This window comes from Citrobacter sp. Colony219, from assembly GCF_019382635.1.
Classification (GTDB): Bacteria; Pseudomonadota; Gammaproteobacteria; order Enterobacterales; family Enterobacteriaceae; genus Citrobacter; species Citrobacter youngae.
On the sequence record NZ_CP080033.1, the window covers coordinates 1,820,343 to 1,844,507 of the forward strand.

Here is a 24,165-nt window from a genome sequence, read left to right on the forward strand (position 1 = left end):
CCACAGGATGTTGGGACAGAACCTGAGCGGGTGATTGCACAAGCCCGGGAACGGTTAGCACAAATTAACAATAGTGATAGTGGGAATAAATCACAATTATTGAATCATGCTCAAACATTAGCAACGCAATTTAATGAATTGGTAGAGCAGTTAAAGCAATTAATGAGTGCAAATACGGCCCCAGAAGCCGCTTTTTTGCGTACCAGTGCAATCGCTAATCAGGATGAAAGCGGCCCTTCTTACGCCCGGTTGGATCACAAAGATGTGACGTTACTTAGGGAATCTTATAGACACAGAAATAACGGCAAGACGTACGAAAAACATTGGGAGAAAATTAAAAAAATTTATATTGATGCGGGCGCAAATAAAGGGTTGTATGATATTTCAGCCAACGATACGGGACTGGGACTAAGCCTTGCTTATAAAAAAGAAGGTAAGGATGTCATTATTCAGTATGACCTGAATGGAGATATTCAGCCTGTGATTGATATGTCTACCTGGCGAGTTGTACCTTCAGAAAAAAACAAGGATGATCAATATAAATCCAATAACATATCGTTTATTGAAAAAATGATTGATCATGCTACGAGAGCTATCATCACTCCAGATATAAAAGATGAAGTGACTATACAGGCTCTTAAATTCTATGTGAAAGGTGCTTTTGGCCAGGATATTAATATCCTGGATGTTAAAAACTTTAATGTTAATCCCAAAGCTATCAACATCATCAGGCATAGTGATGGTTCGGCTCAACTGGTCACTAGAAAAGATGGAGCAAATGAAATACATAGAAAAGAAATTGATATTTTTAATGTTATTAGTCATGAGTTGCATGTGAAAGGCGGTAAAAACAGAGATATAGCACAAGGTTCTATTTCTTCAGAATTCATCAAAGATAAAGTAGAGGGTATGATTTTTTCTCCAGATCTAGCGACTATTGTAAATCAAGTAGATGTCAGAAGGCCAATTGATGAAAACAGTTCTGAGTATAAGGAGTACTTAAACAAGAAGCAAAGTCTGGATGCCTTAAAAGAAAAAATAATAAACCTGGGGCATTTGAATAAAGTTATTTTGCGCATACCTGAAGGGACCGCCTTTCGCATGACTAAGGATGGTTTTTTGCAAACGGCTGTTATTAATGGCGATAATGCGATTGTTTCGAAAGTTTACAGCCATAGCGAAGGACGAATTGAAAATGGGGAGTATATTCCTCAGGTTATGGCTTCAGATTCTATATCCACTGGTGTAGCGCAAGATGCAGATTTACTCAATCTAATGTTGGATTTGGATGATATCCCTAATCCAAATGTACCGAAAAAGCAAGAGGCACCTGATCTGGATGCTATATTAAGGGAGTTGTCCGCAACACTGCCATCAACGGAAAGTTCTGCTAATAAATTGCAAACTGCTTCTAAAGTAGAAAAAAATATTAAGCCTGATATCGCATTAATGTCTTCAGATAAAGGTAATAATGAAAGTAGTATCACTGATGTGGCTCAGGAGGCGGCGACTCAAAAAAATGAACGTGTAGTAGTAAGTGATCGAGATACTGTAAATATTGAATCTCAAAATAGAACTTTGACCTCAGTAGATACTGTTAACCAACCTCAGCAAGTTAAAGATGTTGTAGATATTACAAGTGAAATGTTAGATTTAAAGACGAAAATTCTCGATGCGATTGATTTCAAGAAATTCCATTCACAAATTGATGGCGAAATAGCTGTTTTAGCTCTTTACTCATATTTAGCAAGTGAAGGCATTCGTCTCCATGTTTTGAACGATGGACATGGTAATGGACTTCTTGGTCGTGTTAACTTTAACTCGGGATTTGTAAATAGAGGATTAAATATTGGGTCAGAGTTGGAAACTAACAAGGATATTTACGTATTTTTAAAAAACGGACATTATGATGGTTTTAGCCCATCATCAATGAAACCTGTTCAGGTAAACGGTGATGGTAACTGTCTTTTTCATTCTGCGGCGGCAATGTTAAATCAAATTGCAATGAATAATGATGCTGCAATGAAGGGTGACGATCTCAATGCCATGACAAAAGTACATCTGGAAGACAATTTCGATAGGTTTGTTACGGCATTTTTTAATGCTCATGATGAAGTTGAAATTAAACAGATGCAGAATGGAGACCTTAAAACGCATTCTGAAAAACTGTTCAGTCTTGTGAAAGAATATAAAGAATCCAGAACAAAAACAAAAGAAACTGTCGCTGTACAGCCCGCAGATGATTTACCTCAAAGCAAGGCTTCAGAACGCGGACTCAGCAGAAAAGAACTCAACCGCCTTTACAGCAACCGGGCAGTGTTGGTGCAATAAGTAGAGAGGCATGTTCAGGGATGGCGGTAAGCCATCCCTTTTCGCTGTTACTGCTTCGGTTCTGCGACCACTTTGCTACCAATACCGCGGTTGTTGTATTCCCACATGCGGTTGAAGTTGGTGTCGTTCAGGTTGCGCTGAATTTCACCTTTGTCATCTTCCGCACCAGTGTTCCCGGCAAACGGGCGTTTTGCGATAACGCTGTCAGCCCAGGGTTTTGCCATGTTAAAGCCTTCGTTAATCACGCTATCACGGATAACGACCTGACCGTTAGTGTTGGAATCGACATCCAGCGAGCGACCCAACTGCGCTACGCCATCGCCTGCTGCAGTAAAGCGGCTATTGGTGGCGAGGAAACCGTAGTAGATGTTGGACAGGGTAGCCGGTGCAAACACGTACGCTTCCTGCTGGGTGCGGGAGTTCACTACGCGGAAATCGGTGTTCTCGAACACCACTGCGCCACGACCAGAAACGATATCCACATCACCTTCAATGTAGCTGTTGGTAACCAGCGTACGCGGCTGACGATCGTTTTCCAGACGGTTTTGTACGCCGCTGTTGGTCACGAAGAAGGTGTTCTGACGTCCCAGAATGTTAACCTTGTCGATCTGCACTTTATCGCCATCGGTACGCAGCGCAACGGCCGGGTGATTACCCGCATCAACGCTGTCACCGAGGTTATTTTCGATGGTCAGGTTCTGCAATTGCAGGCCGTTATTCTGCGACCAGACGACAGCAGAACACATCTCGCCGATGTTGGTTCCGCGCTTGTTCTGGCAATTATCATACATATACCACGCAGGTTTACCCGGCATATATTTACCGCCTGGGTTCACCGTACGACGCCAGTCCGCGGTGCTCATTTCGCCATCAATAGCCTGGCCAATTTTCACATCCAGCGGTTTTTCGCCCATACCGTACAGCGTCAGGCTTCCCGTTGCTGCCGGGATGTAGACCGTGCCCTGATATTCACCTGGCATAATCGCGATGTACTGACGTTTGTTGGTACGTTTAATGATTGCCGCATCAACCGCGGCCTGAATGCTGGTATGCGTCACGCCCTGGGTGCCTGCCGGGCCAACGACAAAGTCAGGCTGCGCGGGCAAAGTAATAGAAGAGGGGCTCCACGGCGCAGTGTTTGGCGTCAGTGCGGAAAAATAGTGCGCAGCGACGAAATTTTTCGCTTCATTGGCCGACAGAATTGGGCGCATAGACGTTCCTGGCGCGGTCTGATCGGAAGGAATTTGATCGGGCGGTGTAGAGCTACAGGCGGTCAGCGTCACGCCAAAAGCCATAGCCAGCGCCAGACGGGAAACTGATGAAATGTTCACAGGTTGCTCCGGGCTTTGAAAGTTATCCATTGAAGCCTGCTTTTTTATACTAAGTTGAGCGAAACGGGAAGGTGAAAAGGTAAAAAGTTGTTTTTTATAGCAGCAATCTCGGGTGTAGAGAGTCCTTATATCACAATTAGATAACAATTTTGGTCCTTCAGGTTGACAACATCCACAGGATGCAAAATAAATGTCTATACAACCTATGACAAGTGGTGAGTCGAATGCAGCAATTTTTCCCTGATGATGCTATCTGGCGTAATGTCCGCCTGGCGACTATGGATCCTGAATGTGGTACCCCATATGGGCTGGTGGATGGTCACGCGCTGATCGTCCGCCAGGGCAAGATTCGCGATATCGTCCCGGAATCATCGTTATATCTCACACATGACAATACTTTTGATATGCAGGGCAGGCTGATTACGCCTGGCCTGATTGATTGCCATACGCATCTCGTCTTTGGCGGAAACCGCGCAGGTGAATGGGAGCAGCGGCTAAATGGTGTCTCCTACCAGCAGATAAGCGCTCAGGGTGGGGGGATTAATGCCACCGTGTCGGCGACGCGCAGCGCCTCCGATGAACAACTCTTACAGGTAGCCCATCAGCGGATGGAACAGCTGATCAAAGAAGGTGTTACGCTGCTGGAAATAAAATCCGGCTACGGTCTGGATTTGCCGACAGAAGAGAAAATATTGCGCGTGGTGGCAGCGCTGGCGGCAGAAAATATCGTTGAAATCAGCCCGACGCTGTTGGCCGCGCATGCGACGCCAGCGGAATTCCGTGATGATCCTGACGGCTATATTACGCTGGTGTGCGAGACCATTTTGCCGCAGTTGTGGGAACAAGGTCTGTTTGAGACCGTTGATCTGTTCTGTGAAAGCGTTGGTTTTTCGTTGGCGCAGAGTGAGCGGGTGTTTCAGGCTGCGCAGGCGCTGGGCATCCCGATTAAAGGCCATGTCGAACAACTGTCATTGCTTGGCGGCGCACAGTTGGTAAGCCGCTACCACGGGCTATCCGCCGATCACATTGAATATCTGGATGAAGCGGGCGTGGCGGCGATGAGCCAAAGCGGTACGGTCGGTGTGCTATTGCCCGGCGCTTTTTATTTCCTCAAAGAGCAGCAGCGTCCACCAGTCGAGTTATTACGTCAGTATCAGGTTCCGATGGCGGTGGCGACCGACTACAACCCCGGCACCAGCCCGTTTATTAGCCTGCACTGGGCGATGAATATGGCCTGTGTACAGTTTGGCTTAACGCCGGAAGAGGCATGGGCGGGGGTAACCCGTCATGCTGCCCGCGCGCTGGGGCGTCATGCCACTCACGGTCAACTGAAAGCTGGGTTTGTGGCCGACTTTGTGGTGTGGGATGCCGAACTCCCGGTCGAAATTCTCTATGAACCTGGTCGCAACCCAATCTATCAACGTGTATTTAAAGGGCAACCATCATGACCAACTGGCAACCCGCTTCTCCTGCGCTGTGGCAGGGACGTGATGACCGGGCCGAATCGCCGAATGCGCTGCGCCTGTTTCAGACTATCACCCAGAGCCCGACGTTTAGCCCAGAAATGTATCGCGAGCAGATAGCGTTGCTCGGGTTTGCCTGCGACGAAGGCGTTAAACGTAATCAGGGACGCACGGGAGCCGCCGGAGCGCCGGACGCGCTGCGTAAAGCACTGGCCAATTTAGCCAGTCACGCGGGTCATCAACGGTTGGTCGATTTGGGAAACATTGTGGCCCAGGCTCCCGACCTTGAAGGTGCTCAGCAGGCGCTGCGTACAGCGGTGCAGCGTTGCCTGCAGGCGGAGATGCGCACCTTCGTGTTGGGCGGGGGACATGAAACGGCATTTGCGCATGGTGCAGGGGTGTTGGATGCCTTCCCGCAGGCAAAAGTGGGGATTGTTAACCTCGATGCGCACCTGGACCTACGCTACGCCGAACAACCCACTTCCGGTACGCCGTTTCGTCAACTGGCGCACCTCTGTGAGCAACAGCAGCGTGAATTTCATTACGCCTGCGTTGGCGTCAGCCGGGCAGCGAATACCCAGGCGCTGTGGGATGAAGCGCAACGGCTGGGGGTTACCGTGGTCGAAGATCTGCACTGTGATACGGCGCAGGCGCAGCTGGCGCAATTTGTTGCAAACATGGATGTCATCTATCTGACAATCGACCTCGACGTGCTGCCGGTGTGGGAAATGCCCGCCGTATCCGCGCCTGCCGCGTTGGGTGTCCCGCTGGCGACGTTGTTGGGGCTGATTGAACCTCTTTGTCGCAGCGGTAAACTCCAGGCGGTAGATATGGTTGAGTTTAACCCGCGTTTTGATGATGATGGCAGGGCTGCGCGGGTTGCGGCGCGATTAGGCTGGCAAATCGCCCACTGGTGGCACTGACATACCTGATGGCGTAGCGCTTATCAGGTTCGGGTAATGCCTGTAAACTGTACCCACTCACATTTTCAGCTTAAGGAAGGCTCACGCATGCTCCCATCCCGTTCTGCTCCGGCTCCTTTTTACGAAAAGGTCAAACAGGAGATCAGCGAAAAAATTGCCAGCGGTATCTGGCAACCTCACGATCGCATTCCGTCTGAGGCAGAGCTGGTGGCGCAGTATGGTTTTAGCCGCATGACCATCAACCGGGCGCTGCGTGAGTTAACGGATGAAGGTTTACTGGTGCGTTTGCAGGGCGTGGGGACGTTTGTCGCCGAGCCAAAAGGTCAGTCTGCGCTGTTTGAAATTCGCAGCATCGCGGATGAAATCAACGCCCGTCAGCATCTGCACCGGTGCGAAGTGCTGACGCTGGAAAGAACCCGGGCAAACGCGCAGCAGGCTTTGGTATTAAACGTCAAAGAAGGCACCTCTATTTTTCACTCTGTCATGGTGCACTACGAGAACGATCTGCCGGTACAGATTGAAGATCGCTGCGTGAATGCCGAAATTGTGCCGGAGTATCTGGCGCAGGATTACAGCCAGACTACGCCGCATGCTTACCTGTCGCTGATAGCCCCTTTAACGGAAGGTGAGCATATTGTTGAAGCGGTACGTGCCAGCGCTGAAGAGTGCGCGCTGCTGAATATCAAAGAACACGATCCCTGCCTGCTGATCCGCCGCAAGACCTGGTCTGCGTCATCCATTGTCTCTCATGCCCGTTTGCTGTTCCCGGGTTCCCGCTATCGCCTGCAAGGGCGGTTTATGTCCTGATACAGGACATGAAAACCGTGATTGCTGACGCAATATAATAAAAATGTATCTTAATTGTTAAAATCATCCTTGCGGTGACTTGTATAGACAAGTATATGTTACTTATCTATCCGACGTTCGCGAGGAGTTTTCTGTCATGTCCCATAGCAAATATCGTCAGCAGGATATTCGTGCCCCACGCGGCACCACCTTAACGGCCAAAAGCTGGCTGACCGAAGCGCCGCTGCGCATGTTAATGAATAATCTGGATCCCGATGTGGCGGAAAATCCGCATGAGCTGGTGGTTTACGGCGGGATTGGCCGCGCCGCACGGGACTGGGAATGCTATGACGCCATCGTCAACGCGCTGACCAAACTGGAGACCGATGAGACGCTGCTGGTCCAGTCCGGAAAACCGGTAGGCGTATTCAAAACTCACGACAACGCACCGCGCGTGCTGATTGCCAACTCCAACCTGGTGCCACATTGGGCTACCTGGGAACACTTCAACGAACTGGACGCCAAAGGGCTGGCGATGTACGGCCAGATGACCGCCGGGAGCTGGATCTACATCGGCAGCCAGGGCATCGTGCAGGGGACTTATGAAACCTTCGTTGAGGCCGGGCGTCAGCATTATCAGGGTAACCTGAGCGGGCGCTGGGTACTGACCGCCGGGCTGGGCGGCATGGGTGGTGCGCAACCGTTAGCCGCTACGCTTGCGGGGGCGTGTTCGCTGAACATTGAATGCCAGCAAAGCCGAATCGATTTCCGTCTGCGTACCCGTTACGTCGACGAGCAGGCGACATCGCTTGACGATGCGCTGGCGCGTATCGACAAATACACCCGCGAAGGTAAAGCGGTCTCCATTGCGCTATGCGCGAACGCCGCTGACGTTGTGCCGGAACTGGTGAAGCGCGGTGTGCGCCCGGATATGGTCACCGACCAGACCAGCGCCCACGATCCGCTGCACGGTTATCTGCCGTCCGGCTGGAGCTGGGATGAGTATCAGGCAAAAGCGGTGTCCGATCCGCAGGGCACGGTGCAGGCGGCGAAACGCTCCATGGCAACGCACGTTGAGGCGATGCTGGCGTTTAGCAAAATGGGCGTGCCAACGTTTGATTACGGCAACAACATTCGCCAGATGGCCAAAGAGATGGGCGTGGAAAATGCCTTTGATTTCCCCGGCTTCGTACCTGCTTATATTCGACCGTTGTTCTGTCGCGGCATTGGCCCGTTCCGTTGGGTGGCGCTTTCCGGCGATCCGCAGGATATTTATAAAACCGATGCCAAAGTGAAAGAGATCGTGGCTGACGATAAGCACCTTCATCACTGGCTGGATATGGCGCGTGAGCGGATTAATTTCCAGGGGTTACCGGCGCGTATCTGCTGGGTCGGCCTGGAGTGGCGTCAGAAACTAGGGCTGGCGTTTAATGAAATGGTGCGCAGCGGTGAAGTATCCGCGCCGATTGTTATTGGCCGTGACCATCTGGACTCCGGTTCTGTTGCCAGCCCGAACCGCGAAACCGAAGCGATGCGCGACGGTTCAGACGCCGTATCCGACTGGCCGCTGCTGAACGCGCTGCTTAACACCGCCAGCGGCGCGACCTGGGTGTCGCTGCATCACGGTGGCGGGGTCGGTATGGGCTTCTCTCAGCATGCCGGGATGGTGATTGTTTGCGATGGCACCGATGAAGCCGCGGCGCGTATCGCCCGGGTCTTACATAACGATCCGGCGACCGGGGTGATGCGCCACGCCGACGCCGGATATGACATTGCGGTGGAATGCGCCGTCGAAGAAGGGCTGAATTTGCCGATGGTTGCCGCGACGCAGGAGAAACGCTGATATGAACACCATGACACTCACGCCGGGCCATCTGAGTTTTACCCAGCTACGTGAAATCTGGCAGCAGCCGGTCAAACTGAGTCTGGATGCCGGGGCAATCGATGCTATTAACGCCAGCGTCGCCTGCGTCAATAATATTGTCGCTGAAGGCCGTACGGCGTATGGCATTAATACCGGCTTTGGCCTGCTGGCCCAGACCCGTATCGCCACGGAAGATTTGCAGAATTTGCAGCGTTCGCTGGTGCTTTCCCATGCGGCAGGTGTCGGCGAGGCGCTGGACGACGCGATGGTGCGTCTGATTATGGTGCTGAAAATCAACAGCCTGGCGCGCGGTTTTTCCGGTATTCGCCTGAGCGTGATTGAAGCGCTGATTGCGCTGGTGAATGCCGAGGTGTATCCGCTGATCCCGGCGAAAGGCTCAGTGGGGGCATCGGGTGACCTGGCGCCGCTGGCGCATATGTCTTTGACGCTGTTGGGAGAAGGGAAGGCGCGCTGGCAGGGTGAATGGCTCCCGGCGACCGAAGCGCTGAAGAAGGCCGGACTGGAGCCGATTACGCTGGAGGCGAAAGAAGGGCTGGCGCTGCTCAACGGGACTCAGGCGTCCACTGCCTTTGCGCTGCGCGGATTAATTGAAGCTCAGGAACTGTTTGCGTCTGCAACGGTGTGCGGGGCGCTGACCACCGAAGCCGTGCTGGGCTCTCGTCGTCCGTTTGATGCCCGTATTCATGCCGCACGAGGACAGCGTGGGCAGATTGATGCCGCGACGCTGTATCGTCACGTATTAACTGACACCAGCGCGCTTTCGCAGTCGCATCATAACTGTGAGAAAGTGCAGGATCCGTATTCTCTGCGCTGTCAGCCGCAGGTGATGGGGGCGTGTCTGACGCAAATGCGCCAGGTGATGGATGTTCTGCTGGTCGAAGCCAACGCGGTTTCCGACAACCCGCTGGTATTTGCCGAAGAGGGAGATGTGATTTCCGGCGGCAACTTCCATGCTGAACCGGTGGCGATGGCGGCAGATAATCTGGCGCTGGCGATTGCGGAAATCGGCTCGTTGTCGGAGCGACGCATTGCGTTAATGATGGATAAACACATGTCGCAACTGCCGCCGTTTTTGGTGAAAAACGGTGGGGTGAACTCCGGCTTTATGATTGCTCAAGTCACGGCTGCCGCGCTGGCGAGCGAGAACAAAGCGCTGGCGCATCCGCATAGCGTGGACAGCCTGCCAACCTCCGCCAACCAGGAAGATCATGTCTCAATGGCGCCAGCGGCGGGCCGCAGACTGTGGGAGATGGCGGCGAATACGCGCGGCGTGATTGCCGTAGAGTGGCTGGAGGCGTGTCAGGGGATTGACCTGCGTGAAGGGTTAACCTCAAGCCCGCTGCTGGAGCAGGCGCGCCAGGCTTTACGCGAGCAGGTTGCCCACTATACACAGGACCGTTTTTTCGCCCCGGATATCGAGTGCGCGACCGAACTGTTAGCGCAGGGCGCGTTGCTGCATTTAGTTCCGGAGTTTCTGTAAAAATGCCGGATGGCGCTGGCGCTTATCCGGCCTACAAACCAGCTCGTAGGCCGGATAAAACGCGTTAGCGTTGCCATCCGGCACGGAGGTTAGCTAAACATCGCCGTAATTGAGGCGCTGGCGAGCGAGTGGAAATGGACGTTAAATCCAACCATCGCGCCGCTGGCGTCCTCATCGACATTAATACGCTCCACATCCAGCGCATGAACCGTAAAGATATAGCGGTGGGTTTCCCCTTTCGGCGGCGCAGCGCCACCATAACCGGCTTTACCAAAATCCGTACGGGTCTGAATCACGCCATCCGGTAGCGCAACCAGCCCCGAGCCGTAACCTTGTGGTAAAACCCGGGTATCTGCAGGCAGATTTACCACCACCCAGTGCCACCAGCCGGAGCCGGTTGGCGCATCAGGATCGTAACAGGTCACGACAAAGCTTTTAGTCCCGGCGGGCACATCATCCCATGCCAGATGCGGGGAAATATTATCCCCGTCATATCCCATGCCGTTAAAGACGTGGCGATGAGGAAGCTTTTCGCCATCGCGCAGATCGTTACTGATTAGTTTCATGCTGACTCCTCTCGTTAGCCAAAAAGTGTAGCCAGAAACCGTAGAGCTTACCGCTGGTTAATCGCTAAAAAATGTTGCATTGCGCACAGCCTCGTTGACGGCCTGGGTCAGACGACGCAATTGTTCGGGCTTGATGATGTACGGCGGCATCAGATAAATGAGCTTACCAAACGGTCTTACCCACACGCCCTGTTCGACAAAGAACTTCTGTAAAGCGGCCATATTCACCGGATGCGTGGTTTCGATGACGCCGATGGCACCAAGCACGCGCACGTCGGCGACCCAACGGGAATCAGCCGCCGGGGCGAGCTCTGCCCGCAGTTGCGCTTCTATGTTCGCTACCTGCGAGCGCCACTCGCCGGTTTCGAGTAACGACAGGCTGGCGGAGGCGACGGCGCAGGCCAGTGGATTGCCCATGAAAGTCGGGCCGTGCATAAAACATCCGGCTTCACCGTTGCTGATGGTTTCCGCGACCTGGCGGGTGGTCAGAGTGGCGGAAAGGGTCATTGTCCCGCCGGTTAACGCTTTGCCAAGGCACAAAATATCCGGGGTGATATCGGCGTGTTCACAGGCAAACATTTTGCCGGTGCGACCAAATCCGGTGGCGATTTCATCGGCAATCAACAGGATACCTTCACGGTCACACATCTTACGGATGCGCTTTAACCACTCAGGATGGTACATGCGCATGCCGCCAGCGCCTTGCACAATCGGCTCAAGGATCACTGCCGCAATTTCGTGGCGATGCGCGGCCATCAGGCGGGCGAACGGTACCATATCCAGTTCGTCCCACTCGCCGCCCATGCGGCTTTGCGGGGCGGGCGCAAACAGGTTCTCCGGCAGATAACCCTTCCACAGACTGTGCATCGAGTTGTCGGGATCGCAGACCGACATTGCGCCGAAAGTATCGCCGTGATAACCGTTACGAAACGTCAGGAAACGCTGACGGGATTCACCTTTGGCCTGCCAGTATTGCAGCGCCATTTTCATCGCAACTTCCACGGCGACCGAACCAGAATCCGCGAGAAAAACGCACTCCAGCGCCTCGGGCGTCATCGCCACCAACTGGCGACACAGCGCAATAGCCGGGGCATGGGTAATGCCGCCAAACATCACGTGCGACATGGCATCAATCTGCGTTTTCATCGCGGCGTTCAGCTGCGGGTGATTGTAACCGTGGATCGCCGCCCACCAGGACGACATACCGTCAATCAGCCGCTCACCGTTGGCTAATAGCAGTTCACAACCTTCGGCACTGGCCACCGGATAAACCGGTAGCGGGGAGGTCATGGAGGTGTAAGGGTGCCAGATATGGCGTTGGTCAAACGCAAGATCGTCCGTTGTCATAATCGACTTGTAAACCAAATTAAAAAGATTTAGGTTTACGAGTCTACACCAAACTGACAACGAAACGTATATCAATATGGCTCATTCTTCTCGCTGGACAATGTCGCAAGTCACCGAATTATTTGAAAAACCGCTGCTGGATCTGTTGTTTGAAGCGCAGCAGGTTCATCGTCAGCATTTCGATCCGCGGCAGGTACAGGTGAGTACACTGCTGTCGATTAAGACCGGTGCTTGCCCGGAAGACTGCAAATACTGCCCGCAAAGTTCCCGCTATAAAACCGGACTGGAAACGGAACGTTTGATGGAAGTTGAACAGGTTCTGGACTCTGCACGTAAGGCGAAACAAGCCGGTTCAACGCGGTTTTGCATGGGCGCGGCGTGGAAGAACCCTCACGAACGCGATATGCCGTACCTGGAACAAATGGTTCAGGGCGTGAAAGAACTGGGGCTGGAAGCCTGTATGACGCTGGGCACGCTGGACGAATCTCAGGCCCAGCGCCTGGCCAATGCGGGTCTGGACTACTACAACCACAACCTCGACACCTCGCCGGAATTTTACGGCAATATCATTACCACCCGTTCGTATCAGGAGCGCCTGGATACGCTGGATAAAGTGCGTGAGGCGGGCATTAAAGTTTGCTCCGGCGGGATTGTGGGGCTGGGTGAAACGGTGACCGATCGCGCGGGCCTGCTGCTGCAACTGGCGAACCTACCCACACCACCGGAAAGCGTCCCCATCAACATGCTGGTGAAAGTAAAGGGCACGCCGCTTGCCGATAACGACGATGTGGATGCGTTTGATTTTATTCGTACTATCGCCGTCGCGCGCATCATGATGCCGACCTCATACGTACGTCTTTCTGCCGGGCGCGAGCAGATGAACGAACAGACCCAGGCAATGTGTTTTATGGCCGGGGCCAACTCGATTTTCTACGGCTGCAAACTGCTCACTACACCCAACCCGAACGAAGACAAAGATCTGCTTTTATTCCGCAAACTCGGTCTGAATCCGCAGCAAACGGCGGTACTGGCGGGCGATAACGAACAGCAGCAACGTCTGGAGCAGGCGTTGCGCACCCCGGATACAGACGACTACTACAACGCGGCAACCGTATGACCTGGCAGCAAAAAATTGATGATGCGCTCACTTTGCGTCGTTCTGCTGATGCTCTGCGTCGCCGCTATGCGGTGACACAGGGGGCAGGGCGCTGGTTGTTGGCCGAGGGGCGTCAGTATCTGAATTTTTCCAGTAACGATTATCTGGGGTTGAGTCACCATCCACAGATAGTCTGTGCCTGGCAGCAGGGGGCTGAACGTTTTGGCGTCGGCAGCGGGGGTTCAGGCCATGTTAGCGGCTATTCCATCGCGCATCAGGCGCTGGAAGACGAACTGGCGCAATGGCTGGGTTATTCACGAGCATTGCTGTTCATTTCCGGTTTCGCCGCCAACCAGGCGGTGATCACAGCGTTGATGGGAAAAGATGACCGGATTGTCGCCGACCGCCTCAGCCATGCGTCGTTGCTGGAAGCGGCCAGTCTGAGCCCCGCCGTGTTACGCCGTTTTACCCATAACGACCCGCAACATTTGGCTCGTCTGCTGTCTGCCCCCTGTCCGGGGCAGCAGTTGGTGGTGACCGAAGGCGTGTTCAGCATGGATGGCGACAGCGCACCGCTGGCGGAAATTCACGCTGAGGCGCAGCACCAGAATGCGTGGTTGCTGGTGGATGATGCCCACGGTATAGGCGTTAGCGGTGAGGAAGGGCGTGGCTCATGCTTCCGACAGCAGGTGAAACCTGAGCTGTTAGTGGTGACCTTCGGGAAAGGATTTGGCGTCAGCGGCGCGGCAATCCTGTGTTCAGACAGCGTGGCCGATTATCTGCTGCAGTTTGCCCGTCATCTGATTTACAGCACCAGCATGCCGCCTGCTCAGGCGCAGGCATTGCGTGCCGCGCTGGCAGTGATCCGCAGTCGTGAGGGCGATGAACGCCGGGAAAAACTGGCCATGCTGATCCAACGTTTTCGTGCTGGCCTGGATATTGCGGATTTCACGCTGGCAAACTCAGACAGTGCCATCCAGCCATTGATCGTGGGCGATAACCATAAAGCACTGCAACTGGCGGAGGTTTTACGCGCCCAAGGTTGTTGGGTGACCGCCATCCGGCCTCCTACGGTACCGGTCGGCACCGCCAGATTACGGCTGACGCTGACGCAGGCGCATGAATGCCAGGATATCGACCGCTTGCTGGAGGTGCTGCATGGCGCAGGTCAATAAGCAGGCCATTGCTGCTGCATTTGGACGCGCCGCTTCCCACTATGAACAACATGCCGGGCTACAGTGCCAAAGCGCCGACGCCTTGCTGGCGCTGCTTGGTGAACGGGATTATGCACGGGTACTGGATGCGGGGTGCGGCCCAGGGCGCATGAGTCGCTACTGGCGTGAGCAGGGAAGCGAAGTCAGCGCACTGGATCTTTCTGAACAAATGCTGGCAGAGGCACAGCGGCAAAATGCCGCCCACCACTATCTGCTGGCGGATATTGAAGCCATCCCTCAAAACTCTGCCACTTTTGACCTGGCCTGGAGCAATCTGGCGGTGCAGTGGTGCAGCGATTTACACGGCGCGTTAAGTGAGCTTTGCCGGGTTGTGCGCCCCGGAGGCACGGTGGCGTTTAGTACCCTGGTACACGGCTCGATGCCGGAATTACGCCGGGCGTGGCAAGCGGTAGATGACCGGGAGCACACCAACCGTTTCTTGCCCGTGGAGCAACTTGAAAAGGCTCTGCATGGCTGGGACGTCGAGTATCAGCTTCATCCGGTGACACTGTGGTTTGACGATGCGTTGAGCGCCATGCGCTCGCTCAAAGGGATCGGTGCGACGCATCTCCATGATGGACGCGAACAGCGCGTACTGACCCGTTCACAGCTGCAGCAGTTACAGTTAGCCTGGCCCTCTGTACAGGGAAAATACCCGCTGACGTATCAACTTTTTTTAGGAGTAATTCAACGTGACCAGAACGTATTTTGTCACCGGGACGGACACTGAGGTTGGTAAAACAATTGCCAGCTGTGCGCTCCTGCAGGCCGCGGGGCAATTGGGTTATCGAACGGTCGGCTATAAGCCCGTGGCGTCCGGTAGTGAAATAACGGCTGAGGGTCTGCGTAATAGCGATGCTCTGGCATTACAGCGCAACAGCGCTGTGGCAGTGCACTATACGGCAATCAATCCCTATACCTTTGCCGAACCCACGTCACCGCATATCATCAGCGCTGACGAAGGTCGCCCTATTCAGGCCTCAGTGATGTCTGCGGGGTTACGTAAGCTGGAAGAGCAGGCTGACTGGGTGCTGGTGGAAGGCGCTGGCGGTTGGTTTACGCCGCTTTCACCCACGCTGAGTTTTTCTGACTGGGTACAAACAGAACAACTGCCGGTGATTATGGTGGTTGGCGTCAAGCTTGGCTGCATCAACCATGCCATTCTGACTGCGCAAGCGGTACAACAGGCTGGGTTGACGCTGGCGGGGTGGGTCGCCAATGATGTGACTCCGCCAGGGAAACGCCATGCTGAATATATGGCAACGCTGAAACGCGCGATTCCGGCTCCGCTGCTGGGGGAAATCCCATGGCTGGAGGACGAGCCAGAACGCGCAACGACAGGGCACTATCTCGACCTTAGCGTTTTGCCTCTGGCGCCATCCAGTCGTTAAGAAACGGGTCGCTGAGCTGCGCCAGTTGTCCCTGGGCCACATTGCGTCCGCGATGTAACAGGCAATAGCAATCAGCGACTCGACGAATAAACGGCAGGCTTTGCTCTGCGAGCATTATGGCGATACCCAACTCCTGGCTTAGCCTCACAATCAGGTTCCCCAGCTTGTGGATATACGCCTGGCCCGTTCCTCGCGTAGGCTCATCGAGGATTAGCAGGCGTGGGCGTGTAACCAGCGCGCTGGCGAGTGCGAGCTGGTGCTGATTATCCTCTGATAAGGCAACCCCTTTGGTCTGACGCAGACTGTACAACTGTGGGAAGAGGCGGTATATATCGCTGCTGTTCATCGTTTCGCTTTCTTCAACCGCCTGGCGCGCAATATGCAGATTTTCCTCGACCGTCAGTTGCGAAAAAATCCGTCTCTGTTGTGAAACGGAGTTAATACCCAGCGCAATGCGATTTGCCGCCGGGATCGGACTCAGATCGCGCGGTGGCGCGCCTGCCTGATGCCAGACCATCGTACCGCTTTCGATAGGCAAATTGCCGATGATGCAATTGGCCAGCGTCGTTTTCCCCATCCCCGGAAGTCCCAGCACACCGGTACATTTGCCGGGCTGCAGGTCGAGATCCACATCCCATAGCGTGTGCTGGTTACCGTAATAGTGATTCACTGCGCGAAGACTCAACATAGGTTTTCTCCATCATGAAGTTATCCGCCCGACAGGCCGGGGAGCAGAAGAAAATTGCAAATCTCTTGCCACAAATGGGAAATGCGCGAAAAACAGCGGGATAGCGTGATCCATCGGCAGCGATGTCTGGTTTTTAACGATCCGGGTTAATTTTGCGCACATTGCCAGTGCCTGGTCGCGTCGGGATGGTGCAGGCAGGTAAATGGTGAAAATGCGAGCAAGATCTCGACAGCCTCCAGGGCTCCGTTGGCTGATAAATATAAAAAAATGGCGATAATTTTTTTTTATCCCACCCGAAAAGAGCAAGTCGGTGTTTTTGCCAGGCGGCAGTCAGCACGGGCTGGAGGCAGTTATCCACTATTCCTGTGGATAACCTTGTGTATTAGAGTTAGAAAACACAATGTAAGCGAGAGAAGACGCGGCCTGCGACTAAATTGATGCGAAAGACGGCTCGAGAGAATAGTTATTGAAATACAGAATGTTAGATAAAAGCAATGGCTGTCGCGGAAGTGTCATGCGTTGCCATAAAACTTTCATCTGCCGTCTTGACAAATGTTAAAAAAGTCATTGGTTTGGGGATAACACATTTTTACTGGTGTTTTATCTCGCCAGTGCCAAAATTTTAGCCTGCTCTGACGGGCATTCTGATGGCGTAACAGAAATATTCTGGTGCGTTACTGTTTTTTCATCCAGTATATTTTACTGGCAAAATATACTACTGCGAGTAAAATTACACACCTGCCCGCCCATTGCTTCAGGTAGCTGCTCATGAGTAAACCGTTCAAACTGAATTCCGCTTTTAAACCCTCTGGCGATCAGCCTGAGGCGATTCGTCGCCTGGAAGAAGGGCTGGAGGATGGTCTGGCGCATCAGACGCTGCTCGGGGTGACGGGGTCGGGGAAAACATTCACTATTGCCAACGTGATTGCGGATTTACAGCGTCCGACGATGGTGCTGGCCCCTAACAAAACCCTCGCAGCCCAGTTGTACGGCGAGATGAAAGAGTTCTTCCCGGATAACGCAGTGGAATATTTCGTCTCCTACTACGACTATTATCAGCCGGAGGCTTATGTCCCGAGCTCTGATACTTTTATCGAGAAAGATGCGTCGGTAAACGAACACATTGAACAGATGCGTTTGTCGGCGACCAAAGCCCTGCTTGAACGGCGGGATGTGGTGGTGGTGGCCTCTGTTTCCGCTATCTATGGTCTGGGCGATCCGGATCTGTATCTGAAGATGATGTTGCATCTGACGGTGGGGATGATTATCGACCAGCGCGCGATCCTGCGCCGGCTTGCTGAACTGCAATACACGCGTAACGATCAGGCATTCCAGCGCGGGACGTTCCGCGTGCGTGGTGAGGTGATCGACATCTTTCCGGCCGAATCTGACGATATCGCGCTGCGTGTTGAACTGTTTGATGAAGAAGTTGAGCGCTTGTCGCTGTTCGACCCGCTAACCGGGCAGGTTGAATCCACTATTTCGCGCTTCACCATTTACCCGAAAACCCACTACGTGACGCCGCGCGAACGTATCGTGCAGGCAATGGAAGAAATTAAAGTCGAGCTGGCGGAGCGCCGCAAAATCCTGCTGGCGAACAACAAACTGGTAGAAGAACAGCGTTTAAGCCAGCGTACGCAGTTCGATCTGGAAATGATGAACGAGCTGGGTTACTGCTCGGGGATTGAAAACTATTCACGCTATCTGTCCGGACGCGGTCCGGGCGAGCCGCCGCCGACGCTGTTTGATTACCTGCCTGCCGATGGCCTGTTGGTGGTGGATGAATCTCACGTTACGATTCCGCAAATTGGCGGCATGTACCGTGGCGACCGGGCACGTAAAGAGACCCTGGTCGAATACGGATTCCGTCTGCCGTCGGCGCTGGATAACCGCCCGCTCAAATTTGAAGAATTTGAGGCGTTGGCCCCACAAACCATCTACGTCTCAGCGACGCCGGGCAACTATGAGCTGGAGAAATCCGGTGATGAAGTTGTCGATCAGGTGGTTCGACCGACCGGCCTGCTGGATCCGGTCATTGAAGTGCGTCCGGTGGCGACACAGGTTGATGACCTGCTGTCGGAGATCCGCACCCGTGCGGCGATTAACGAACGTGTGTTGGTCACAACGCTTACCAAACGCATGGCGGAGGATCTCACCGAATACCTCGAAGAACATGGCGAGCGGGTGCGCTATCTGCACTCCGACATCGATACCGTGGAACGTATGGAAATCATTCGTGATTTGCGCCTGGGCGAGTTTGACGTGCTGGTTGGTATCAACCTGTTGCGAGAAGGCCTGGACATGCCTGAGGTCTCTCTGGTGGCGATTCTGGATGCGGACAAAGAAGGGTTCCTGCGTTCTGAACGTTCGCTTATCCAGACCATCGGTCGTGCGGCGCGTAACATCAACGGTAAAGCGATTCTCTACGGCGATAAAATTACCGCATCGATGGCGAAGGCCATTGGTGAAACCGAACGTCGTCGCGAGAAACAGCAACTGTATAACGAAGAGCACGGTATTACGCCACAGGGGCTGAACAAGAAAGTGGTCGATATTCTGGCGCTGGGGCAGAATATTGCGAAGACCAAAGCGAAAGGTAAAGGGAAGTCGCGTGCCGGGGCGAAATCCGAGGTTGTTGAGCTGGACATGACGCCGAAAGCGCTGCAGCAGAAGATTCACGAGTTAGAAGGTCAGATGATGCAGCATGCCCAGAACCTTGAGTTCGAAGAGGCCGCGACGATCCGCGACCAGTTGCATCAACTGCGCGAGCTGTTTATCGCGGCGTCTTAACGCGTAGCCGGATGGCGGGGTAAACCCTTTATCCGGCCTACAGGGTAGATCGTGTTTGTAGGCCTGATAAGCGCAGCGCATCAGGCAAATACGTTCAACCTAACGCCTGCACCGCTTTCTCCAGCGCGCTATGCAGCAATTGACGGTCATGACGGTAGGGAATATCGCTGGCCTCCAGTTCATCCTGAATCACAATGCGGTCGGTCATGGCCGAAACATCGACTTTTGGTCCGACAATCACCGCATCAATCACCTTCTTACCAACATATTGCTCAATGATGGCCAGTTTATCGTTAAGCGTCAGGCTGGCCGCTGGCAGGCTTAATTCGCGACCCAGGTTACCGATGTAGACCATCGGGGCCGGCGTGCGACGTAACGCCTGTGCCAGTTCGTCGAGTAGCAGGATCGGCATCAGGCTGGTGTAAAAACTGCCTGGTCCTATCAGAATCAAATCCGCTTCGGCGATGGTTTCAATCGCTTCTCGCGTGGCGGGAACTTTAGGTGAGAGCATTAATTCTTGCGGCAGGGTAGTGAGCTGGTCGATATTTACTTCGCCATACACTTCATGTCCCTGATCGTCGAGCGCCATCAGGTCCACCGGTAGTTCTGACATGGGAATTAAATGTGCATCAACTTTTAGCAGGCTACGAATTAAATTGATGGCTTCCAGAGGCCGCACGCTGAGGTGATCGAGCGCCTTTAACATCAGATTTCCGAGGTTATGGCCGGAAAGTTCGCCATTACCGCCAAAACGATACTCAAACATCGCCGATGCGACGCTTGGTTGGGTAATTAACTGGTTGAGGCAGTTCCGCATGTCTCCCCATGCAATGCCGCCTTCTGAACGGCGAATTCGCCCCGTGGAACCGCCGTTATCGGTGGTCGTGACGATGCCCGTCAGGCGTGAACCTAAAGAAGAAAGTGACGACAGAACGCGTCCTAATCCATGCCCTCCGCCGAGAGCGACAACGCGGTCCAGATCTGCCAGCGTACGAGTGCGCATAGTTATTCCTGATATCAATTGATCGGCGTTACAGTAACGTAAATAGCGTGTTTTCAGCAATTATCCAGTCGCCATCTGCAGAAAATAATTTTCTGCGATCTACCCCTTTCTGACGACATCCACCTGATAGCAAGATGATGTATATCAATGCAAAACGATGGTTTTTGCTTATTCTGTAGCGAAATTGCACGATCATGCCGCTATATACATATTTATACAGCGAAAGTGTACATGGCAAAAGTGTCATTTACACGCTAGTATCGGCATAACCACAATGTACTCGAAGCATGACGAGTATAAACACTCTAGCCTCTGCACCTGGGTCAAATGATACGGTGCTTTGGCCGTGACGATACGTGAATACGATTGTCACCAGGGCGCAGGAAGAAATGACTTCGCCTCCCGTATTTGGAAAGGTGTACATGGGCTCTCAACTTACCGATGCATTCGCGCGTAAGTTTTACTACTTGCGTTTGTCGATTACCGATGTGTGTAACTTTCGTTGCACTTACTGTCTGCCAGATGGCTATAAGCCAGGTGGTGTGACTAATAACGGCTTTCTGACCGTTGATGAAATTCGCCGCGTCACGCGTGCGTTCGCCAGCCTGGGAACGGAAAAAGTGCGTCTGACAGGTGGCGAACCGTCACTGCGTCGCGATTTTACCGACATTATTGCTGCCGTACGTGAAAACGACGCCATCCGTCAGATTGCGGTAACCACCAATGGTTATCGTCTGGCGCGCGATGCTGCTGCCTGGCGCGATGCCGGACTGACCGCGCTCAACGTCAGCGTCGACAGCCTGGATGCCCGTCAGTTTCACGCCATTACCGGGCAGGATAAGTTTCAGCAGGTGATGGCGGGGATTGACGCCGCCTTCGATGCCGGTTTTGAAAAAGTGAAAGTCAACACCGTGCTGATGCGCGACGTAAACCATCATCAACTGGACACCTTCCTCGCCTGGGTTCAACCACGGCCGATTCAGCTACGTTTTATTGAACTGATGGAAACGGGCGAGGGCAGCTCTCTCTTCCGCAAACACCATATCTCCGGGCAGGTACTGCGCGATGAGCTACTGCTTCGCGGCTGGATCCACCAGTTACGCCAGCGCAGCGACGGTCCGGCTCAGGTTTTCTGTCATCCTGACTATGCCGGTGAAATTGGTCTGATCATGCCTTATGAGAAAGACTTCTGCGCCACCTGCAATCGCCTGCGTGTTTCATCCGTCGGCAAACTTCATCTGTGTTTATTTGGTGAAGGCGGGGTGAACTTGCGTGATTTGCTGACCGACGACGCCCAGCAGGCTGCGCTTGAAGAACGTATCTCTGCCGCGTTGCTGGAGAAAAAGCAGACCCATTTCCTGCATCAGAACAATACCGGTATTACGCAAAACTTATCTTACATTGGCGGCTGATCGCTAAAAGGAGTTTCTCATGAGTCAGGTAAGCGCTGAATTTATCCCGACACGCATTGCTATTCTTACTGTTTCCAACCGTCGTGGCGAAGAAGATGACACCTCCGGCCATTATCTGCGCGACTCGGCGCTGGAAGCGGGTCATCAGATTGTTGATAAGGCGATTGTCAAAGAGAACCGCTATGCGATTCGCGCTCAGGTTTCAGCCTGGATTGCCAGTGACGATGTGCAGGTGGTGCTCATTACCGGCGGCACTGGGTTAACCGAAGGGGACCAGGCACCGGAAGCGCTGCTGCCGCTGTTTGACAGAGAAGTCGAAGGCTTCGGCGAAGTGTTCCGTATGCTCTCCTTCGAGGAGATTGGCACCGCGACGCTGCAGTCTCGAGCGGTTGCCGGGGTGGCCAATAAAACGCTGATTTTCGCCATGCCGGGGTCGACCAAAGCGTGTCGTACCGCCTGGGAAAATATCATTGCGCCGCAGCTTGATGCCCGTACGCGTCCGTGTAATTTCCACCCACATTTGAAGAAATAAGTATGTCGCAATTAACCCATATTAATGCCGCTGGCGAAGCGCATATGGTGGATGTCTCCGCCAAAGCGGAAACCGTACGCGAGGCGCGTGCTGAAGCATTCGTGACCATGCGTAGCGAAACGCTGGCGATGATTATCGATGGCAGCCACCATAAGGGTGATGTATTCGCCACGGCGCGTATTGCGGGTATTCAGGCCGCCAAACGTACCTGGGATCTTATCCCGCTGTGCCATCCGCTGATGCTGAGCAAGGTCGAAGTCAATCTTCACGCCGAGCCGGAGCACAATCGCGTACGCATTGAAACGCTGTGTCGCCTGACCGGTAAAACCGGCGTTGAAATGGAAGCGTTAACAGCTGCCTCCGTAGCGGCGTTGACCATTTACGATATGTGCAAAGCGGTGCAAAAGGATATGGTGATTGGTCCGGTGCGTTTGCTGGCAAAAAGCGGCGGCAAGTCGGGGGATTTTAAGGTGGATGCACATGATTAAGGTTCTCTTCTTTGCTCAGGTACGCGAACTGGTCAACACCGATGCGTTAGAAGTTGCCGCCGAGTTTGCAACGGTAGAAGCGCTGCGCAAGCATCTGGCRGGCAAARGCGATCGCTGGGCGCTGGCACTGGAAGACGGTAAGTTGCTGGCGGCGGTAAATCAGACGCTGGTCAGTTTTGATCATCCTCTTAACGCGGGTGATGAAGTCGCTTTCTTCCCGCCGGTAACCGGAGGCTAAAATGGCTGAAACGCGAATTGTTGTTGGCCATGCGCCGTTTCGCGTCGGGGATGAGTATCCCTGGCTGGCAGAGCGCGATGAAGACGGCGCGGTGGTCACCTTCACCGGTAAAGTGCGCAATCACAATCTCGGTGACAGCGTTAAGGCGTTAACGCTGGAACACTATCCAGGGATGACTGAAAAAGCGCTGGCGGAAATCGTCGACGAAGCGCGTTCGCGCTGGCCGCTGGGCCGGGTAACGGTGATCCATCGTATTGGCGAACTGTGGCCGGGCGATGAAATTGTTTTTGTCGGTGTGACCAGTGCACATCGTAGTAGCGCGTTTGATGCCGGGCAATTCATTATGGATTACCTGAAAACGCGTGCGCCGTTCTGGAAACGCGAAGCCACGCCAGAAGGTGAACGTTGGGTCGACGCCCGCGACAGCGATAAGCAAGCAGCAAAACGCTGGTAGAGTACAATTGGTTTAGGCACATACTGACTCAGGAGATTGTCATGGACCGATTCCCACGATCCGATTCTATTGTGCAGGCCCGTTCCGGCCTGCAAACCTACATGGCGCAGGTGTACGGCTGGATGACCTGTGGGTTGTTACTGACGGCGTTTATTGCATGGTACGCGGCGAATACGCCTGCGGTGATGATGTTTGTCTTTTCCAGCAAAATTACCTTCTTTGGGCTGATCATTGCACAGCTGGCGCTGGTATTTGTCCTGTCCGGCATGGTGCAAAAGCTCAGCGCTGGAATGGCTCTACTCGGCGTTAACCGGTCTGACGCTATCAAGCATTTTCATTGTCTATACCTATTCGTCTATCGCCAGTACCTTTGTGGTCACCGGCGGGATGTTCGGTATCATGAGTTTGTACGGCTACACCACCAAACGCGATCTCAGCGGCTTTGGCAACATGCTGTTTATGGCGTTAATTGGTATCGTTCTGGCCTCGTTGGTTAACTTCTGGCTGAAGAGCGAAGCGCTGATGTGGGCGGTGACCTACATTGGGGTGATTGTGTTTGTCGGCCTGACCGCCTATGACACGCAAAAGCTGAAAAATATCGGTGAGCAAATTGACCTGCGCGACAGTTCCAACTTGCGTAAATACGCCATTCTTGGGGCGTTAACGCTGTATCTGGACTTCATCAACCTGTTCCTGATGCTGCTGCGTATTTTCGGTAATCGTCGTTAATTCTCTGTTGCCGGATGG

General features: G+C 53.5%; 21 protein-coding genes, 1 pseudogene and 1 riboswitch. Of the genes and pseudogenes, 17 read left to right on the plus strand and 5 right to left on the minus strand.

Annotated elements, in window-relative coordinates:
• Positions 1-2,331, plus strand: a 2,331-nt coding sequence (locus JTI85_RS07930; RefSeq protein WP_219352386.1) for a hypothetical protein, incomplete at its 5' end; no start/stop codon positions are given.
• A gap of 47 nt (positions 2,332-2,378) precedes the next feature.
• Here JTI85_RS07930 and JTI85_RS07935 read toward each other — a convergent pair.
• A complete protein-coding gene (locus tag JTI85_RS07935; RefSeq protein WP_219352387.1) occupies positions 2,379-3,662 on the minus strand; it encodes a putative acyl-CoA thioester hydrolase in 1,284 nt (427 codons plus the stop codon).
• Positions 3,663-3,886: 224 nt separating this feature from the next.
• Here JTI85_RS07935 and hutI point away from each other — a divergent pair, with 224 nt between their 5' ends.
• The 5 genes from hutI to hutH all read left to right on the plus strand — a co-directional run bounded on the left by hutI (position 3,887) and on the right by hutH (position 10,199).
• Entirely contained in the window at positions 3,887-5,110 is a 1,224-nt protein-coding gene (gene hutI / locus JTI85_RS07940; protein WP_219352389.1) for an imidazolonepropionase, read from the plus strand.
• Positions 5,107-6,048 carry a formimidoylglutamase gene (gene hutG, locus JTI85_RS07945; RefSeq protein ID WP_048212224.1) on the plus strand — a complete coding sequence of 314 codons (942 nt, stop codon included), beginning with the start codon at positions 5,107-5,109 and terminating at the stop codon, positions 6,046-6,048. Before hutI ends, hutG begins: the two co-directional genes overlap by 4 nt.
• Positions 6,049-6,135: 87 nt before the next feature.
• Positions 6,136-6,855, plus strand: a complete 720-nt coding sequence (locus JTI85_RS07950; RefSeq protein WP_061067558.1) for a histidine utilization repressor — start codon at positions 6,136-6,138, stop codon at positions 6,853-6,855.
• A 136-nt stretch (positions 6,856-6,991) separates the two neighbouring features.
• Complete coding sequence (hutU, locus tag JTI85_RS07955) at positions 6,992-8,677, plus strand: urocanate hydratase (RefSeq protein ID WP_101741874.1); 1,686 nt, start codon at positions 6,992-6,994, stop codon at positions 8,675-8,677.
• Position 8,678: 1 nt separating this feature from the next.
• Positions 8,679-10,199: a histidine ammonia-lyase gene (gene hutH / locus JTI85_RS07960; protein ID WP_219352390.1), complete on the plus strand. Its 1,521-nt coding sequence runs from the start codon at positions 8,679-8,681 to the stop codon at positions 10,197-10,199.
• Positions 10,200-10,288: 89 nt separating this feature from the next.
• Here the strand turns inward: hutH and JTI85_RS07965 are convergent, their stop codons facing one another.
• Positions 10,289-10,765 carry a kinase inhibitor gene (locus tag JTI85_RS07965; RefSeq protein WP_219352391.1) on the minus strand — a complete coding sequence of 159 codons (477 nt, stop codon included), beginning with the start codon at positions 10,763-10,765 and terminating at the stop codon, positions 10,289-10,291.
• Positions 10,766-10,822: 57 nt separating this feature from the next.
• Positions 10,823-12,112 (minus strand): adenosylmethionine--8-amino-7-oxononanoate transaminase, encoded by a 1,290-nt coding sequence (gene bioA / locus JTI85_RS07970; protein ID WP_172741476.1) that lies wholly within the window; start codon positions 12,110-12,112, stop codon positions 10,823-10,825.
• 76 nt (positions 12,113-12,188) lie between these two features.
• On the opposite strand from bioA, the gene bioB reads away from it, so the two are divergent.
• From bioB to bioD, 4 genes are read left to right on the plus strand one after another with little or no spacing between them, the layout of a single operon-like run.
• Entirely contained in the window at positions 12,189-13,229 is a 1,041-nt protein-coding gene (gene bioB / locus JTI85_RS07975; RefSeq protein WP_003837062.1) for a biotin synthase BioB, read from the plus strand.
• Positions 13,226-14,383, plus strand: coding sequence for an 8-amino-7-oxononanoate synthase (gene bioF, locus JTI85_RS07980; protein WP_061067564.1), 1,158 nt, complete (start codon positions 13,226-13,228; stop codon positions 14,381-14,383). Before bioB ends, bioF begins: the two co-directional genes overlap by 4 nt.
• Positions 14,367-15,152: a malonyl-ACP O-methyltransferase BioC gene (bioC, locus tag JTI85_RS07985; RefSeq protein ID WP_219352392.1), complete on the plus strand. Its 786-nt coding sequence runs from the start codon at positions 14,367-14,369 to the stop codon at positions 15,150-15,152. Before bioF ends, bioC begins: the two co-directional genes overlap by 17 nt.
• On the plus strand, positions 15,115-15,813 hold the full coding sequence (gene bioD, locus JTI85_RS07990; RefSeq protein ID WP_061067566.1) for a dethiobiotin synthase: 699 nt from the start codon (positions 15,115-15,117) through the stop codon (positions 15,811-15,813). The genes bioC and bioD overlap by 38 nt, the downstream gene beginning before the upstream one ends.
• On the opposite strand, the gene JTI85_RS07995 is transcribed toward bioD, so the two are convergent.
• On the minus strand, positions 15,779-16,501 hold the full coding sequence (locus tag JTI85_RS07995; protein ID WP_061067567.1) for an ABC transporter ATP-binding protein: 723 nt from the start codon (positions 16,499-16,501) through the stop codon (positions 15,779-15,781). The genes bioD and JTI85_RS07995 overlap by 35 nt on opposite strands.
• Positions 16,502-17,269: 768 nt before the next feature.
• Here JTI85_RS07995 and uvrB point away from each other — a divergent pair.
• On the plus strand, positions 17,270-19,291 hold the full coding sequence (gene uvrB / locus JTI85_RS08000; protein ID WP_061067568.1) for an excinuclease ABC subunit UvrB: 2,022 nt from the start codon (positions 17,270-17,272) through the stop codon (positions 19,289-19,291).
• Between the two features lie 94 nt (positions 19,292-19,385).
• Here uvrB and yvcK read toward each other — a convergent pair whose 3' ends face one another.
• A complete protein-coding gene (yvcK, locus tag JTI85_RS08005) occupies positions 19,386-20,294 on the minus strand; it encodes a uridine diphosphate-N-acetylglucosamine-binding protein YvcK (RefSeq protein ID WP_219352394.1) in 909 nt (302 codons plus the stop codon).
• A gap of 289 nt (positions 20,295-20,583) precedes the next feature.
• Positions 20,584-20,729, plus strand: a riboswitch (molybdenum cofactor riboswitch).
• On the opposite strand from yvcK, the gene moaA reads away from it, so the two are divergent.
• The 6 genes and pseudogenes from moaA to JTI85_RS08035 all read left to right on the plus strand — a co-directional run bounded on the left by moaA (position 20,717) and on the right by JTI85_RS08035 (position 24,147).
• Complete coding sequence (gene moaA, locus JTI85_RS08010; RefSeq protein ID WP_219352395.1) at positions 20,717-21,706, plus strand: GTP 3',8-cyclase MoaA; 990 nt, start codon at positions 20,717-20,719, stop codon at positions 21,704-21,706. It overlaps the preceding riboswitch by 13 nt.
• Before the next feature lie 19 nt (positions 21,707-21,725).
• Entirely contained in the window at positions 21,726-22,238 is a 513-nt protein-coding gene (gene moaB / locus JTI85_RS08015; protein ID WP_048212213.1) for a molybdenum cofactor biosynthesis protein B, read from the plus strand.
• Between the two features lie 2 nt (positions 22,239-22,240).
• On the plus strand, positions 22,241-22,726 hold the full coding sequence (moaC, locus tag JTI85_RS08020) for a cyclic pyranopterin monophosphate synthase MoaC (protein ID WP_003035188.1): 486 nt from the start codon (positions 22,241-22,243) through the stop codon (positions 22,724-22,726).
• Positions 22,719-22,964, plus strand: a complete 246-nt coding sequence (gene moaD, locus JTI85_RS08025; RefSeq protein ID WP_219352396.1) for a molybdopterin synthase sulfur carrier subunit — start codon at positions 22,719-22,721, stop codon at positions 22,962-22,964. Before moaC ends, moaD begins: the two co-directional genes overlap by 8 nt.
• A 1-nt stretch (position 22,965) precedes the next feature.
• Positions 22,966-23,418 carry a molybdopterin synthase catalytic subunit MoaE gene (gene moaE / locus JTI85_RS08030; RefSeq protein WP_061067572.1) on the plus strand — a complete coding sequence of 151 codons (453 nt, stop codon included), beginning with the start codon at positions 22,966-22,968 and terminating at the stop codon, positions 23,416-23,418.
• Between the two features lie 41 nt (positions 23,419-23,459).
• A pseudogene (locus JTI85_RS08035) lies at positions 23,460-24,147 on the plus strand (Bax inhibitor-1 family protein).
• Positions 24,148-24,165: the final 18 nt, after the last annotated feature.